General features: G+C 29.6%; 20 protein-coding genes. 6 read left to right on the top strand and 14 right to left on the bottom strand.

Annotated features, from left to right (window positions below; translation table 11 throughout):
* Window positions 1–26 precede the first annotated feature (26 nt).
* A complete protein-coding gene (locus PZA12_RS24775) occupies window positions 27–1,202 on the top strand; it encodes an NAD(P)-dependent malic enzyme (RefSeq protein ID WP_078117620.1) in 1,176 nt (391 codons plus the stop codon).
* A 352-nt stretch (window positions 1,203–1,554) separates the two neighbouring features.
* Window positions 1,555–2,088 (top strand): hypothetical protein, encoded by a 534-nt coding sequence (locus PZA12_RS24780; protein ID WP_078117621.1) that lies wholly within the window; start codon window positions 1,555–1,557, stop codon window positions 2,086–2,088.
* A gap of 62 nt (window positions 2,089–2,150) precedes the next feature.
* Here the strand turns inward: PZA12_RS24780 and proC are convergent, their stop codons facing one another.
* Complete coding sequence (proC, locus tag PZA12_RS24785; RefSeq protein ID WP_077840068.1) at window positions 2,151–2,951, bottom strand: pyrroline-5-carboxylate reductase; 801 nt, start codon at window positions 2,949–2,951, stop codon at window positions 2,151–2,153.
* A gap of 145 nt (window positions 2,952–3,096) precedes the next feature.
* Here proC and PZA12_RS24790 point away from each other — a divergent pair, with 145 nt between their 5' ends.
* On the top strand, window positions 3,097–3,435 hold the full coding sequence (locus PZA12_RS24790) for a hypothetical protein (RefSeq protein WP_017213159.1): 339 nt from the start codon (window positions 3,097–3,099) through the stop codon (window positions 3,433–3,435).
* Window positions 3,436–3,535: 100 nt separating this feature from the next.
* On the opposite strand, the gene PZA12_RS24795 is transcribed toward PZA12_RS24790, so the two are convergent.
* The 11 genes from PZA12_RS24795 to PZA12_RS24845 form a co-directional block, all read right to left on the bottom strand.
* Window positions 3,536–4,873, bottom strand: a complete 1,338-nt coding sequence (locus PZA12_RS24795; protein ID WP_077840070.1) for a replicative DNA helicase — start codon at window positions 4,871–4,873, stop codon at window positions 3,536–3,538.
* A gap of 135 nt (window positions 4,874–5,008) precedes the next feature.
* The gene (gene lonC / locus PZA12_RS24800; RefSeq protein WP_078117623.1) at window positions 5,009–6,904 is read right to left on the bottom strand and encodes a Lon family ATP-dependent protease; all 1,896 of its coding nucleotides are present in this window, start codon (window positions 6,902–6,904) and stop codon (window positions 5,009–5,011) included.
* 12 nt (window positions 6,905–6,916) lie between these two features.
* A complete protein-coding gene (gene rplI, locus PZA12_RS24805) occupies window positions 6,917–7,363 on the bottom strand; it encodes a 50S ribosomal protein L9 (RefSeq protein ID WP_077845050.1) in 447 nt (148 codons plus the stop codon).
* Between the two features lie 3 nt (window positions 7,364–7,366).
* Window positions 7,367–9,307, bottom strand: a complete 1,941-nt coding sequence (locus PZA12_RS24810) for a DHH family phosphoesterase (protein WP_077845051.1) — start codon at window positions 9,305–9,307, stop codon at window positions 7,367–7,369.
* Window positions 9,308–9,327: 20 nt separating this feature from the next.
* Complete coding sequence (locus PZA12_RS24815) at window positions 9,328–9,648, bottom strand: MazG-like family protein (RefSeq protein ID WP_077845052.1); 321 nt, start codon at window positions 9,646–9,648, stop codon at window positions 9,328–9,330.
* Between the two features lie 177 nt (window positions 9,649–9,825).
* Window positions 9,826–10,086 carry a 30S ribosomal protein S18 gene (gene rpsR / locus PZA12_RS24820; protein ID WP_012061233.1) on the bottom strand — a complete coding sequence of 87 codons (261 nt, stop codon included), beginning with the start codon at window positions 10,084–10,086 and terminating at the stop codon, window positions 9,826–9,828.
* Between the two features lie 24 nt (window positions 10,087–10,110).
* Window positions 10,111–10,560, bottom strand: coding sequence for a single-stranded DNA-binding protein (locus PZA12_RS24825; protein ID WP_012061234.1), 450 nt, complete (start codon window positions 10,558–10,560; stop codon window positions 10,111–10,113).
* A gap of 13 nt (window positions 10,561–10,573) precedes the next feature.
* Entirely contained in the window at window positions 10,574–10,861 is a 288-nt protein-coding gene (gene rpsF / locus PZA12_RS24830) for a 30S ribosomal protein S6 (RefSeq protein WP_012061235.1), read from the bottom strand.
* 101 nt (window positions 10,862–10,962) lie between these two features.
* The gene (locus PZA12_RS24835; protein ID WP_012061236.1) at window positions 10,963–11,157 is read right to left on the bottom strand and encodes a DUF951 domain-containing protein; all 195 of its coding nucleotides are present in this window, start codon (window positions 11,155–11,157) and stop codon (window positions 10,963–10,965) included.
* Entirely contained in the window at window positions 11,157–12,080 is a 924-nt protein-coding gene (locus PZA12_RS24840; protein ID WP_077845053.1) for a mechanosensitive ion channel family protein, read from the bottom strand. Before PZA12_RS24840 ends, PZA12_RS24835 begins: the two co-directional genes overlap by 1 nt.
* A 15-nt stretch (window positions 12,081–12,095) precedes the next feature.
* Window positions 12,096–12,338, bottom strand: coding sequence for a DUF3343 domain-containing protein (locus PZA12_RS24845; protein ID WP_077845054.1), 243 nt, complete (start codon window positions 12,336–12,338; stop codon window positions 12,096–12,098).
* Between the two features lie 168 nt (window positions 12,339–12,506).
* Between PZA12_RS24845 and PZA12_RS24850 the strand changes: the two genes are divergently transcribed.
* From PZA12_RS24850 to yyaC, 3 genes are all read left to right on the top strand, one after another.
* Window positions 12,507–13,154, top strand: a complete 648-nt coding sequence (locus PZA12_RS24850) for a LysE family translocator (protein WP_077840077.1) — start codon at window positions 12,507–12,509, stop codon at window positions 13,152–13,154.
* Between the two features lie 15 nt (window positions 13,155–13,169).
* Complete coding sequence (locus tag PZA12_RS24855; protein WP_078117624.1) at window positions 13,170–14,321, top strand: aminotransferase class V-fold PLP-dependent enzyme; 1,152 nt, start codon at window positions 13,170–13,172, stop codon at window positions 14,319–14,321.
* Window positions 14,322–14,487: 166 nt separating this feature from the next.
* A complete protein-coding gene (gene yyaC / locus PZA12_RS24860; RefSeq protein ID WP_077845056.1) occupies window positions 14,488–15,075 on the top strand; it encodes a spore protease YyaC in 588 nt (195 codons plus the stop codon).
* Between the two features lie 425 nt (window positions 15,076–15,500).
* Here yyaC and PZA12_RS24995 read toward each other — a convergent pair whose 3' ends face one another.
* Entirely contained in the window at window positions 15,501–15,686 is a 186-nt protein-coding gene (locus PZA12_RS24995; RefSeq protein WP_078117625.1) for a transposase, read from the bottom strand.
* A gap of 221 nt (window positions 15,687–15,907) precedes the next feature.
* Window positions 15,908–16,135: a winged helix-turn-helix domain-containing protein gene (locus PZA12_RS25000; protein WP_161223406.1), complete on the bottom strand. Its 228-nt coding sequence runs from the start codon at window positions 16,133–16,135 to the stop codon at window positions 15,908–15,910.
* Window positions 16,136–16,564: the final 429 nt, after the last annotated feature.

A 16,564-nucleotide genomic window follows, 5' to 3' on the forward strand; every position in this document is an offset into this window, starting at 1 on the left:
ATTTAGCATATTAAGGAGTGTTTTTAATGAATATTTATGAAGAAGCCTTGAAATTTCATGAAGAAAAAAAAGGTAAATATGAAATCAAACCTACCTGTGAAGTTAAGACTGCTAAGGATCTAAGTCTTGCATATACACCTGGTGTTGCAGAACCTTGTCGTGAAATACATAAAGACCCAGCCAAAGCTTATATATATACTCGTAAATGGAATACAGTTGCTGTTATTTCTGATGGAACCGCGGTTTTAGGACTTGGAGACATTGGTCCACTTGCTTCTTTACCTGTCATGGAGGGTAAGAGTATTTTATTTAAGGAATTTGGTAATGTAGATGCATTCCCTATAGTTTTAGATACTAAAGATATAGATGAAATTGTTAATACAGTTGTAAATATCGCCCCAACTCTTGGAGGAATAAATCTAGAAGATATTTCAGCTCCTAGATGCTTCGAAGTTGAAAAAAGACTGAAAGAGAAATTAAGTATTCCAGTATTTCATGATGATCAACATGGAACAGCTATAGTTGTTTTATCAGGTCTGTTAAATGCTTTAAAAATAGTAAATAAAAAACTAGAAAGCCTAAAAATAATCATAAATGGTGCTGGATCTGCAGGAACTGCCATATGTAAGTTACTACTTTCTTCTGGGGCTAAAAATATAGTAATGTGTGATATAGATGGCGTAATAAGTAGGGATAAGGATTTAAGTCATAATATTTACATGCAAGAACTGGCTAATATAACTAATCCAAATAATGAAACTGGTACACTTAAAGATGTTATAAAAGGTGCAGATGTGTTTATTGGTGTTTCTGCCCCAAATATAGTTTCTAAAGATATGGTTAGAACTATGAACAAAGATGGAATAATATTTGCAATGGCTAATCCAACCCCTGAAATTTTTCCTGAAGATGCAAAAGAAGCTGGAATTGCAGTAATGGGAACTGGTCGTTCAGATTATCCTAACCAAATAAACAATGTATTAGCCTTTCCAGGAATATTTAGAGGTGCTTTAGATGTAAGAGCTACAGAAATTAATGAAGATATGAAAGTAGCTGCTGCTTATGCTATAGCAAATGCTATACCAGCTGATGAGCTGTCTCCTGATAATATAATACCAAAAGCATTCGATCTAAAAGTCCAAGCTTTAGTTGCTGAAGCTGTTAAAGAGGCGGCAATTAGAAGCGGCGTTGCTAGTATTTAGTATTCATGAATTCCAATTTTTGATTTCCTATTTCAAATAAAACCTACAATTGAATGATAAACTCAATTGTAGGTTTTATTATTTGTATTATTTTTCTATTAAGATTCTACCAAATAATATAATATTAAAAATAAATATTTTATCCACAACTTTACTTAAGCAATAATTATTCACAGAATAAATTTTATATAATTATCCACATTATAGTATTATAAATCTTATCCACAAGAAGCATCTTCAAGAATTATGTTGATAAATATATTATTCTCTTAAAACCAACTTAACTATAACCAATACTATAGGCAACCATAAACTATTTAATTAATTATTAATTACATTGGGAGTGAATCACATGAATAAATTACTAATACCTATAAGTGATGATAACTTTAAAGCTAAAGTTAATATAAGATTTAATAATATACTTGATGGCTTATATTCTTTCAAAAATTTTACTCTTGCAGCTAGTGATATTTATGATGGTGAGAATAAACTAATCAAATTAATAGAATATATTTTTGAGATCAATGATTCTAATGCTTATATAGATTTTTATATAAACAAAATTTCACCTGAAGACAAAAATAAGTTTTTTGATCTTCTTTCAGATGAAGATAGAGATATATTCACATCCCATTTAAATTTTGATGAACATACTGGTGTATTTTTTAGACTTGTTGATAAAGAACTTATACCATTCCTAGTTCGTTTAAATACAAGAGAAGTTTTCTTCGTCACTTTTTATTTTACTAATAAACCTATAACAATTTGGGGAAATTATAATTTAAAATTTCCTTGCTTTTTTAATACTCAAGAAGATTTTGAATTTTACTATAATATATCTAAATCATTTGGCCTCTTAATTAGTTCTGATTCGGAATATTAAATTTATAAAAAACGGTATGTTAAATAATTATAATTATTTAACATACCTCCACTTTTCAATTACTACATATTTTTAGATTTCTCTGCACACTTATCCATAGCCTGTATAACACTATTTCTAAAACCTAATTTTTCTAATTCAACTACTGCATCTATAGTAGTCCCAGCAGGTGAACAAACCATATCCTTTAGCTCTCCTGGATGTTTTCCTGTTTCTAAGACCATCTTTGATGATCCTAAGACACTCTGCGCTGCCATTTTATAAGCTTTAGCCCTAGGTATTCCTAATCTTACCGCTGAATCTGCCATAGCTTCAATAAACATGAAAACATATGCAGGTGATGATCCACATAATGCAATAAATGCGTGAAAATCTTTTTCTTCTAGTTGAACACATTCTCCGAAACTTTCAAATATCTTAAAGCAATAATCCAACTCATCTTTAGTGACATTCTTATTAGGGCATACTGCTGACATTGCTTGCCCTACAAGTGCTGGCGTATTTGGCATTGTCCTAATTATTTTAGCACTAGTATTAATCCATTCCTCCATATTGCTAATTGTAATTCCTGCAGCTATAGTAATAATCAATTTATCTGTTGTTAATTCCGATCTAATTTCACTTATCATTTCCTTAAACATAAAAGGTTTAATAGCTAAAATAATAACATCAGATTCTCTTGCAACAATTGCACTATCTAAAGTTGTTTTCACTTGGAAACTTTCTTCCAATCGCTTTGAAGAAGATTCAGTTTTAGTTGATACTATTATATCATCAGCCTTTATAAATCCAGATTTAATAAGACCTCCAACCATAGAACTTCCCATATTACCACAACCGATGAAACCAATTTTTTTATTCATATCATAGCCCCCATTAAAAAATTTTTGTTATTTATTCAAATTTTATCATTTTATATGAATATCTTAATTATAAACCACCACTATCATAGGATAGCTTGTATTAAAACTTCACAAACTATAATTAAATATGAAGGGAGGAATATATATGAAAGATAATTTTTTAGTATATAATAATTGTTTAATAAGCCCAAAAGAATTCATTAATTCCGTGCTATCTCTTGAGCTCGAAGAACAACTTCCTACATGTGAACTTGAAGAATCTTCAGATTTTTATTATATAAATGTAGATTCATTCTATGATAGTAAACATATATTAGAAATATCTTATAAAAATCATTTTTTAATATTAAAAATTATGTTTAATAATAATTCAAAAGAATTTTTATTTCAGCGAATTTTTTATTTATCAAAAGTTGATGTAAGTAATATTTTACTCCATGATAATAAAAGCAGTTTAAAATTAATAATTCCAAAAGCTGTTTAATAATAATCATATTATTAACATCATTTAAAGATATAAGAAATTTTATATTTATATAAATTTCTTATATCTTTTTTATTTAGTATTACTAATTATTTAAATTTTATTCCTTATGAATTAAATCTAAATTACCGAATTTACTATACTGACCAAGCCAAGCGAGTTTAACAGTTCCAACCGGTCCATTTCTCTGCTTAGCCATTATACATTCACCGATATTTTTATCTTCAGTTTCCTTATTGTAATATTCATCTCTATATAAGAACATAACAATATCAGCATCTTGCTCTATAGATCCTGATTCTCTTAAGTCAGATAACATCGGCCTATGATCTGCTCTTTGCTCCGGCGCACGTGACAGCTGAGACAAAGCTATTACTGGGCATTCCATTTCTTTAGCTAATGCTTTAATCGATCTCGAAATCTCAGATACTTCTTGTTGTCTATTATCACTACCTGATCCTCCAGACATAAGCTGCAAATAGTCTATTACAATTAGATCTATTCCATACTCCATTTTGAGTCTTCTACATTTTGATCTCATTTCCATAACTGTTACGCCAGCAGTATCATCTATATAAATTTTCGCCTTTGAAAGCGGACCTGCAGCCATAGCTATATTTTCCCAATCCTTATCTTCTAAAGTTCCAGTTCTAAGGCTTAACATATCTACGTTTGCTTCTGAACAAAGAAGTTTATATGCCAATTGCTCTTTAGACATTTCCAGAGAAAAGACTACAACACTTTTATTTTCTCTAAGAGCCGCATGTTCCACAATATTTAGTGCAAATGTTGTTTTACCCATTGAAGGTCTAGCTGCTATTAATATCATATCTCCACTTTGAAATCCGGATGTTTTTGCATCTAGATCAGTAAAGCCAGATCCTACACCAGTAATTGTTCCCTTATTGTTGAACAATTTCTCTATTTGTGCAAATCCTCTTTCTAATACATCACTTAAAGGTTCGAAATCCTTTGATGTTCTTTTTTCAGCTATATTAAATATTTTCTTTTCGGCACTATCCACGACATCTTCCACATTACTTTGATTATTATAACTTTCTTCTATTATTGCAGTTGATGACTTAATAAGTTTTCTCAACGTAGATTTATCAGAAACAATTTTTATATATGCGCTTAAGTTTGCAGTAGTTGGTACAGAAGAGCTTATTTCTGTTATATAGGTTACCCCTCCAGCTCTCTCAAGCATATCAGAACTCTTCAAATATTCTAATAGTGTTAATAAATCTACTGCTATATCATTTCTAAACATTTCTTGTATAGCCTTATATATTACCTTATGACCATCTCTATAAAAATCCTCTTCTTCTAAACTCTCTAGAACTTTGGCAATAGCATTTTTATCTATGATCATAGATCCTATAACTGATTGTTCCGCTTCTATGCTTTGAGGCAAACTCCTCATAACTGATGCATCCAAGTTTTATTCCTCCTATCTAATTATCAATTGACAATTAATTTTCCCTTTATCTTTTGTATATCATCATTCTAATTTTATCATTTCTTAGTTGCAAAAAAAAGTCTCCTTCATATTAAGGAGACCTATTTCATTAAATTAAATAAAGGCAATATCCATAATCTCTTTTATAGATCCTACAGCTCTAATATCTATGTCATCAGTATTTAGAGGAATTTCGTTTTTATTATCACTTGGAATTAAAACAGTTTTTATTCCCATTCTTCTAGCCCCATATATTTTTTCAAATATTCCTCCAACTGGTTTGACATTTCCTTTGAGTGATATCTCTCCTGTAATAGCCATATCTTGTCTTATGGGTTTGTTTAACAACGAACTTATTATGCAAATGGTAATAGCTGCACCTGCTGAAGGTCCATCTATTTTTCCTCCACCAACTATATTAACATGAATATCATAATCTTTAATGTCTTTATCGGTTAAGCTTCGAATTACTGAAGCAGCATTAAATACGGAATCCTTAGCCATACTTCCAGCTGTATCATTAAATCTTACTATACCTGAACCCTTTTTCTTTGCAGCAAAAACGGTAGCTTCAATTTCAATTGTAGATCCTAAAAAACCACTAACACCTAATCCATATACATGGCCAACTTCGCTTTTGTCTACATTGCTTAATCTTTCATATGGTGTATATCTTCCAACTGATATTACCTCATCTAAATCTGATAATTTTATTTCTAAGTTATCAACAAATCTTTTAGATCGGTGTAACGCATATCCATATGTGTCTGTCAGAATATTTACAGCTTTTCTACCCTCAAATGTATAATTACTTATCTTTTTAGCAACCCCATCTTCTAATTTTACCTTTAATTTCTTAGCTGCATCTTCTACTATAAATACAACATCCTTTGAAGAAAGAGGTTCAAAATACACTTCTGTACATCTAGACCTTAAGGCTGGGTTAATTTCACTTGGACTTTTAGTTGTAGCGCCAATTAAAACAAAGTCTGCTGGCGCTCCATTATCAAAAAGATATTTTATATATTTAGGAATTGTTTCATCATCTGGATCATAGTATGATGATGAAAATTCTACTCTTTTATCTTCTAAAACCTTCAACAGCTTATTTTGAAGCATAGAGTCCAATTCTCCAATCTCATCTATAAATAGTATACCTCCATGCGCCTGTGTAACTAAACCTGGTTTAGGTTCTGGTATCCCAACCTCAGCCAGATCCCTTTTACTTCCTTGATATATTGGATCGTGTACCGATCCTAGCAATGGGTTTGTTATTTCTCTAGGATCCCATCTTAATGTAGTACCATCAACTTCAACGAATTTAGATTTGTCATCAAAAGGAGTAAATGAAAGTTTTTTAACCTCATCTAAAGCTAATCTCGCTGCTGTAGTTTTTCCAACTCCCGGAGGTCCATATAATATTATATGTTGTGGATATGGTGATGAAAGCTTTGATATTAATGATCTTATAGCTCTTTCTTGCCCAACTACTTGCTTAAAATCCGTTGGTCTTAAAAAGCTCATAATATTTTTACTAGTAATTCTACTATCTAATTCTATTAAATTATTTAACTTGCTGATAGTCTTTTTATTTTCAGAACCCTTTTGCTTGTTTATAACTGAAAGTCTAACTTCATCTATATACTTTTCCTGCTTTTCCATAATAGATTGTTCAACTTGAGATTCAATTTTATTTTGAACATATCTTTTTGCTAGTTCATTTGAAATTAACCTAACTGTTCTATTTATGGCTTTTTGCAATTCTTCTTCCTTAGGTGTAACTTTTAAATCTTTTCCCTCTGCTAATATAGTATTTAGTGCGAAAACTTTATCGCAAAGATTTGATGATTGAATGAATTTATCTAGTTTAAACCTAACTGTTCTAGCCCTAAAAGCTCCTTTGTCGAGTACATTCTTAGTTATAGAAAATAAAGCCTCGATTTGTGATTCTAATGATAAGGTTCCTGAAATAATATCCTGCAATAAGCTTGCGTCATCATATGAATTCAAAATTAATCCTCCTTATTCTTGTGGAACAATAATCACCTTCATTTTAGTGCTAACTTCTGGATATAGTTTAATATCAATTTCATATCCACCTGCTAATTTTATTGTATCCATAACAATTTTCTTTTTATCTATTTCAATCTTATACTGTTCTCTAATTAATTCTGCAACATCTTTACTAGTAATTGCACCAAATAACTTTCCATTTTCTCCTGTCTTAGCTTTAATTTTTATTTCTTTTCCTTTTAATTCTTCAGCTAATTTTTGTGCTGCTTCAAGTTCTGCTAACTTTTGTTTTCGCTCATTTTCTTTTTTATTATTCAAAATGTGCATATTTGCAGCACTAGCTTCTTGTGCTAATTTCCTTGGAAATAAAAAGTTTCTTGCATACCCATCTGAAGCCTCAATAATATCACCTTTTTTACCTATCTTTTTAACATCTTGTAATAAAATAACTTTCATAACTTATTCACCTATCCTTAAGTATTTTTTCATTACTTCTTTTAATTCAACAATTACTTCCTCAATTGTCTTATTTGATATTTTTACACCAGCAATATTCATATGCCCTCCTCCGCCAAGTGCTTCTAGCACTACTTGAACATTAATATCGCCCACTGACCTTCCACTTATATATATATCATTATTTACTTCGCCTAAAACAAAGCTTACAGATATTCCAGATATATTTAGCAATTCATCTGCTGCCTTTGCTATAATTACTGTATCAATATTTTTAGGCGTTATAGCAATAGCTGTATTATCTTTTACTTCAGCAGATTTTATAGTCTCAGCAATAAGTAAATAATCTTCTAGGTCATCAGTAAACATCTTTTTAATTTCTATAGGATCTGCTCCCAAGGATTTTAAAAATGATGCAGCATCAAAAGTTCTGACACCAGTTTTAAAAGAAAATCCTTTTGTATCCATAAAAATACCTGCAAGCAAACCTTCTGCTTCTGTTCTTGTTAATTTAGGCTTATCAACCATATACTGAATAATTTCTGTGACCATCTCTGATGTAGATGAGGCATATACTTCTATATAATTAAGTATATCATGCTCTATCATATCAGGACTTCTTCTATGGTGATCTATTATTACTTTTCTTTGAGATTTATCTACTAGCGATAAATCAGCAACATAACTCTTATTATGGACATCCACAATGATCACTAGTGTTTGGGCATCTAAATCACTTTTTGCATCTTCTACTGATATAAATAAATCATCATATTTAGATTCCTTGCTTAATTTATTTAAGAAATATCCGATTGCAGTAATATCATTATTTAATATAATTTTACAGCCCATCCCCAATTGCTTAACCACGCTAGCCAATCCGACTGCAGATCCAAAGCAATCCATATCAGGATTCTTGTGCCCCATTATATAAACCTTGCTACTCTCTCGAATTAGTTCACTCAAAGCTCTAGCTATAACTCTCGCTTTTACTTTAGTCCTTTTTTCTATTTCCTTTGAATTTCCACCAAAAAACTTTATATCATCATTAGTTTTAACAACAACTTGATCTCCACCTCTGCCCAACGCTAACTCTTTAGCTATATTAGCATTGTTATGATTTTCAAGCGGAGACATTCCACCTTTGCCAACACCAATAGATAAAGTAATTTCAATTGAATTTCCCTTATCTATTTTTGATATTACTTCCATTATATTAAACTTATGTTTTATTTCATCTTCAATGTACTTATCTTGAATTGATAATACATATTTATTGGTATCATATCTTTTAATCATTGCTTTTAAGTTATTGGCATATGTGTTTATTGTTCTTTCTATTTCAGCTACTAAAAGCGGTCTATTATTATCATCGGTTTTATCTATTACTTCTGTAAAATTATCTACTTCTATTAACATTACACTCTCTTGAGTGGTTTCGTAATCTATGAGCTTTGTAATGTCATTAAAAGATAATAAGTATAGATTTTTTTTATTTTTAGTTTCAATCAAAGTAGCGTATACATCATATAATTTATTTTGTATGCTTAATCTTTGATGCAAATTATTTTCATTCTTTAAAAAATCATCTAGATTTATCCCTCTAGCTATACTTAAAATATTCTTTTCAGTATTTTCTTCATCTGATTTTAAAGTGTTAAATAAATTATTATACCAAACTATTTCTCCATCTTCTTTTATCAATACTAATGGATATATTGACTTTAATGCATTCTCTGATATACCTTTATTTATACTTTTTATAAATTGGTTAAAATCATTTTCCTTTTCCAAATAATAATTTAATTGGTGGAAATTATCTATAAAATAGATTACTAGGATAATTATACCTATACCTGTATAATTATATGCAAATAATAGTATTAAAATTGTAATTAGTAATCCAGGCTTAAGCAAACGTTTAAGCATAGTTATCCAATTCATAAAAAGCCTCCTAAGAATATTTAATCTCTTCTGTTACTAATATAACGCTTCAACTTACTTAAGCTTTTGCCTTCTTTTTCAACTTGATCCTCTGCTCTTACCCCTAAATCTAATTTTGATTTTATATTATGGTCTATATCTACCAATGAATATCCTAACTTATCACCTAGAATATATAGTATAATTATAGCTCCTGAAATACAATCTAAAATAGAATCACGGGCTACATTGTTACCTTTTGTCAATAGTCTGAAAAACTCTCCTATTATACAAAGAAGTTGTGCTTTTAAATCTTCTATAATTTTAATGTTAGTCATTATATTAAAATTATCTTTTCTCATAGTCTATCACCTCTCTCAAAACCCTTGTATTATTATTTTAATTTTTTTTTGTGAGTATTGCAAGAATTTATAGACAATTTGCTATATTTTTCCACAAAGTTGAGAGATTGATTTAATAATAATATTTTTTTATATTAAAAACCCCCTGATTTCTCAGGGGGGATATTACTACTACCATTATTCTGTTGTAAATGGTAATAATGCTATGTTTCTTGCTCTCTTAATTGAAGATGTTAATTCTCTTTGGTGCTTAGCACAAGTTCCAGAAATTCTTCTTGGAAGAATCTTTCCTCTTTCTGTAACATATTTTCTAAGCTTATTTATATCTTTATAGTCGATAAATTCAGCTTTATCTACACAAAAAGCACAAACTTTTTTTCTAGATCTTCTCATTTTACCGCCAGGTCTTCTACCGTTGTTACCTTCTTCTCTGCTCATCATATTCCCTCCTTACTTAAAATTTTAGAAAGGCATATCTCCGTCATCTACCGGAGTTATATCCTCTTCAAATCCACCACTGAATGCATCATTCGCTGGTGCTGAATATTCATTGCTATTACCAAAACTATTTCCTGATGAATTACTTCCTTTACTTCCTAGGAATTCAACTCCACCAAATTGATCTGCTACAACTTCGGTAACATATCTCTTAGTTCCGTCTTTCGCATCATAACTTCTGGTTTGGATTCTACCACTAATAGCCACTTGGCTACCTTTACTCATGTAATTAGCAGTACTTTCAGCTTGTTTGCCCCATACTACTACAGGAACAAAATCTGCTTCTCTTTGGCCAGTTTTTGTATTATATTTATCAACTGCTAATGTTAAGGTTGTTACTGCTGCTCCACTTCCTGGAGTAAATCTTAGTTCTGGATCTTTTGTTAATCTTCCGATTAGAACTACTTTATTCATTTACAACGCCACCTTATACTTGTTCATTAACAATGATATGTCTTATAACACCATCAGTGATTCTGAATATTCTATCTAACTCTCTTGGTAATTCAGGGTTAGCAGTAAAGTTAACTAAAGTATAAAAACCTTCACTAACTTTTGAGATTTCATAAGCAAGCTTTCTCTTACCCCAGAAATCAACATTTTCTACTGTTCCTCCACCATTTTCTATAACACCCTTAAACTTTTCGATGTTAGCTTTTACAGTTTCTTCATCGAATGATGGGTTTAATATAAATATAGTTTCGTACTTTCTCATTAATTTCACCTCCTCCCCTCGGACTAACGGCTATGCTTTGCATAGCAGGGATTACAATTAATGATTATACCATTAAAAAAAGAATGAATCAAGTTATTTTGCTAACTTTCTGCAGCAATTACTATTTTTTTTGCTTCCTTTTTAAATTTCACTCTGGGAATCATTACGATTCTACCACAGCCAGTACATTTTATTTTTATATCTGCACCTACCCTTATTATTTCAAATTGATTTGAACCGCATGGATGTTGCTTCTTCATTTCAACCACATCTCCGAGATTAAAGTTTTCTACCATTACTCCCCATCCTTATCTATATTTTCATTGTCTAATTGTTTCTCATCTAAAGATACATTTATTCTATTTTTATCTAAAGCTAACTTTATTGCCATTCTAAGCTCTCTTTCCATTTTCCATTGCATTAATGGTTTTGCATTACCTACTACTCTTATTGTAACTTTTGATACTTCAAGAGCTATGACCCCAGTTATTTCTATGGATTCACCTATATACTCTTCATTTTTGCTCTTAAAATCGTCACAAGCAGCTCTTATAACGTTAATCACTTTTTGAATATCTTCCAGTGGAGATATATCTATATCTACCATAAACCTAATATCATTCCTCGAATGATTTGTAACTCCGCCTATTGACCCATTTGGAATTGAATGTATATCCCCTGTAAAATCTTTAATAACGGTGGCTCTAATTCCTATACTTTTGACAATTCCGTTAAAACTTCCTATTGTTACATGATCTCCTACTCCAAATTGATTTTCAAATAAAATAAAAAATCCATTAATTAAATCTTTTATTAGACTTTGCGCACCAAGACCAACTGCAATTCCACCTATACTCGCAAACGTAAATGACATACCACCAAATACAATTGATATTATTATTGTTATCCCCATAAAATATACTGAATATTTTAAAACACTTTTCAATACTTCCCCCAAAGTTTTTGCCCTTTGAGAATCCAAAGAAATCACTGCATTGCTTTCAATCTGCTTATCAACAAACTTTTTTATTAAATGCTTACCTATTTTTATAGAAAAATACATTATAATAATTACAACTGCTATTTTAAGTGCTTTATTTATTATTAGCTCGATTGATTTAACACTTATGATATCTACTAGCGTACTATTAATATTAGATTTCAATTCTTTTAAAAATTGGAAATCTTCCTCTAACTCTATTAAGTAATTACCATACAAACATAATCCCCCTTCCTATTTATCAATTAGTATATATCCTTCATCATTTCTATAGTATATATTTTTATATTCCATCAAATCATTATTTATTATGTTATCTATATCTGCCTTTTTATCTATTCTCACGCATATCCCACAACTCATAGTTATAGATGTAGGAGTTGGCATTATTCTAAACTCTAGATCTAATTCTTTTAATTTTTTTTCTGCTGACATTGCATCATATGTATTTTTGAATACTATTATATAATAATCCATATTTACACCACCTATATAATCTTTATTATAACTTATATTAATATTATATATATTTTTTTAAATTTATAAAGGTTAAGAACACATTCATATAAAAACTTCATAAATTTAGTGAAAAATATATCTTTTTATTTTATAATTATATAGAAATGCAATTAGAAGGAGAATATAATGTTTTCAGTAATTAACATATTAAAAGCTATATTAATTGGTTTTTTTACAGGTTTTGTTGCCTCTATACCTTTGGGGCCCTCAGGCCTTGAATCTGTTAGTCGTTCAATATCAAAAGGTTTTAAAGAGGGATTTAAAGTATCACTTGGTGCTGTATCCGCAGATATAACATATATAGTAATTATAAACCTAGGTCTTTTTACAATACTTACTAGAAATCCTAAGTTTCACAGTCTATTTTGGATAGTATCTGGTATTGTTTTAATTATATCTAATAAAATATCATTTACAGCTAAAAAACCAGACTTTAACTTAGAAAAATCAATTTATAGACGTTCATCAAATGGTTTTTTAACTGGTTTTTTGATAACGTTTCTCAATCCAACAACTCCATCATTATGGATTGCATTAAGTGGAACCATATTCAATGTTTGGAGACATCATGGAAGGATATATTTTATATTCTCAATCTCATCAATGATAATTGGAAGTATAACTTGGTTCTGCTTTCTTAATATTTTAGTAAGTAAAGGTTTTAAAAAATTTAAACCTGATTTGGCCAATAATACAACAAAAATATTGGACTACTTCCTATTTGCTTTGGGTATAATATTTATTATTTGGGGCTCTTACAAATTATTTTTTTAGAGGTGAATACTTGATATGGAAGTTTACTTAGATAATTCATCAACAACTTTTCCTAAACCAAAGCAAGTTATTAATGCTATGTGTGACTATATGCTAAATGTAGGTGGCAATGCAGGCCGTGGAAATTACAGTAATTCTCTTCAAAGTAATAGATATCTTTATGATGCAAGAGAATTAATTTGTAACTTTTTTGGTTATGATTCCCCTAGTAATGTTATTTTTACAAACAACGTTACTACATCTTTAAACATATTAATCAAAGGCATTTTAAGGCCTGGTGATCATGTAATAACATCTTCAATGGAACATAATTCTGTTATTAGACCATTATTCTTTTGTAAGGAGAACCTTCAAATTGAATTAGATATAGTAGCTGCAAATTCTGAAGGTTTTATCAATGCCGATGATTTAAAAAAGAAAATTACTAATAAAACAAAGCTAGTTGTAATGACTCAAGCATCTAACGTCACAGGCTCAGTACAAGACCTATATAACATCGGTAAAATATGTAATGAAAACAACATTTTTTTCATTGTTGATTCTTCTCAGGGTGCCGGTGTTTTAGATATTAATATGAAAAATATAAAAGCTAATGCGATAGCTTTTACGGGACATAAAAGTTTATTGGGTCCGCAAGGAATTGGTGGATTTATATTGGACCCTAAATTTAATGACTCTTGTTCAAGTCTAATACACGGCGGTACTGGAAGTCTTTCTTATTCTTTATCACAACCAGACTTTCTACCTGATAAGTTTGAATGCGGAACTCATAATCTTCCAGGGATAGTTGGATTATCAGAATCTATTAAATATATAAACTCAGTAGGTTTAAATTCAATTTATGAACACAATAACTACTTAATAAAACATATGCTAGAAGGTTTGCTAAACATCAAAGGAATAACTGTTTATGGTGATTTATCTGGCAAAAGGCTAAGTTCATGTATTTCTATAAATCTTAATTCCCTCGATCCTTCTGAATTGGGATATTATTTAGAATGTGAAGGAATAAAGACTAGATCTGGTTTGCATTGTTCTCCATTAGCACACAAGACCATAGGTAGTTATCCATCTGGAACTGTCAGACTAAGCATTAGTTATTTTACAACTAAGGAAGAAGTTAATTATGCGCTTACGGTTCTAAATAAAATTTCAAAAAATCTATAACAACAAATATTTCAAGTGCTCTTAGCACTGGCCTTAATACATACCTTTTATATTATTTTCTTGTTAGATGTGATTATTAATTTAATTTGTATTCTATTTATTATTTTTAGACGATGAATAAAACCTCTTTTTATTGGAAATAAATCTAATAAAAGGAGGTTTTCTTATGTGTCAAAATTTTTCTGTAAACTCATCTTCACTGGCTTCTTGTACTAAAATCAAAGATTATTTATTGACTGAATTACAACCAATACTTTATGAAGATAGGCCAATTATATTTATTTGTATTGGAAGTGATAGATCTACTGGAGATTCATTAGGCCCATTAGTAGGACATAAATTAAAACATTTTTCTAAGAATAATATACATATATTTGGAACACTCGAAAATCCAATACATGCAAAAAATATAGTAAGTAAATTAAATGAGATAAATTTTAATTTTATAAATCCATATATTATAGCAATCGATTCTTGTTTAGGATCTATAAATAATATAGGTAAAGTTTTCATACAGAAAAAGCCTCTACTTCCTGGTTTGGCTTTAAATAAGAACCTTCCTGCCGTTGGTGATATGAGCATAACTGGTATTGTAAATGTATCCGGAGGATTTGATTTTTTAGTTTTACAAAATACTAGATTATATACTGTTATGAATCTCGCAGATTCAATTTCTAGAGGTATCTATTATTTTATTTTAAAGAGCTTAGATAGGCCTAACACTACTAGCACTTCTGTAAATATTCAATTTTAGTAACTTTTAATTCTTAATTGCTTTAACAAAACAATTCTCATTTCTATGATTATTAATTTATTTTAAACTTATATAGTTGCCATCAGTGTAATACTATTTTGTATTATTTTTCAATAAAGATTGTTTCACGTGAAACAATCTTTATTTTCTTTGCTAATTTTCTTTTAATAAAAACTTTCTAGCCATGCGTGGTATATTATAATTTAATAGTTTTCTGGTTTTTAACATAACTATAATTATTTACTTATAAACAAAATAATTAATCTATGTAAGTTCTAATAAATTTTATACATTTTAACGCATAGCCTGCCTATTGTTTGTGTGAGAACCTTATTTATTGTTCCAATGAAATTTTATATAGAAGCTCGAATACTAATCTAACTTTTAAAGAATGTATTGTTTATCACTGATGATTTTACCCCTTCCTATAACCCCTCAATTAGATTTAGGCCAGGACTATATTGAGATAAAAACATTAATTCAAGTCTATTTTTCAGTTTCTCCAAAAGCAGTTGTATCAATTTAGCATGATGAACTTTAGCATTATCAAGAATAATAACTATCTTACCTTTTTTTTGGATATTGCGTAAGCACCTTCTTAAAAAACTCAAGGAATGCTACAGCATCATATTTTTCATGTTCTTCACAATATACATGGCCACTTTCATAATCTAGTATTCCTATTAATTTTACGCCTACCACATTTCAATAATTAGGTATACTTCCTTATTTCCCTTTTATAAACCAAGTCTTTTGAATAGCCTGATAATCTCTTATCATTGATTAGTCTTGAAATAAGGTAATATCAATTAAGTCATCAAGGTGTGTTTTTTTAGATATTCAAAATCCTTCTTGAAAATTTCTTGTTTCTCTTTATCAGACTTTTTAAAACATATGTTGGTTTTGTACAACTCAAATTTAATCTGTGAAGTATAACTGCCATACTGCTATGTTTTATAGTAATTCTAAAATTAACCCTGACCCGTTGACATATTAATTTTATAGTCAAGTTTTTTATTGATTCAACCCCCACTTCGTCAATCGTATTATTTGTTATCACATAAATAAGTTCTTGTTATTGCTCAGGATTTAATTTTCTAGGGGCACCAGGTGGCTTTTTTAAGCAAGGCCCTTTAATCCATTGACTTTATATTTTTTAATATAGTCACCAACAGTATGCTCTTCTAATCCTTCCATTTCTACAATCATCTTATTAAAAAAACTTAGACGTGTTTTTAAACTACAGGATCCCGCTTATACATTCGTACACTTTTAGATTCTGTCATTGCCGTTAAGTTCTAATACTATACTGCACTCTTATTATCTTCTATGGTAATTCTATTTAGATTTATTTTATATAGCCTTATCAAATAATATAAATATGAGTTAAGAAGAAATGAATTTTACTAATTAGAACTTATATATAGTAATTATATTTGCCTTACAGTTTCACTTTTTCATTATGTAGTCCTATTATAAATTATTTACA

The organism is Clostridium beijerinckii, from assembly GCF_036699995.1.
Classification (GTDB): domain Bacteria; phylum Bacillota; class Clostridia; order Clostridiales; family Clostridiaceae; genus Clostridium; species Clostridium helianthi.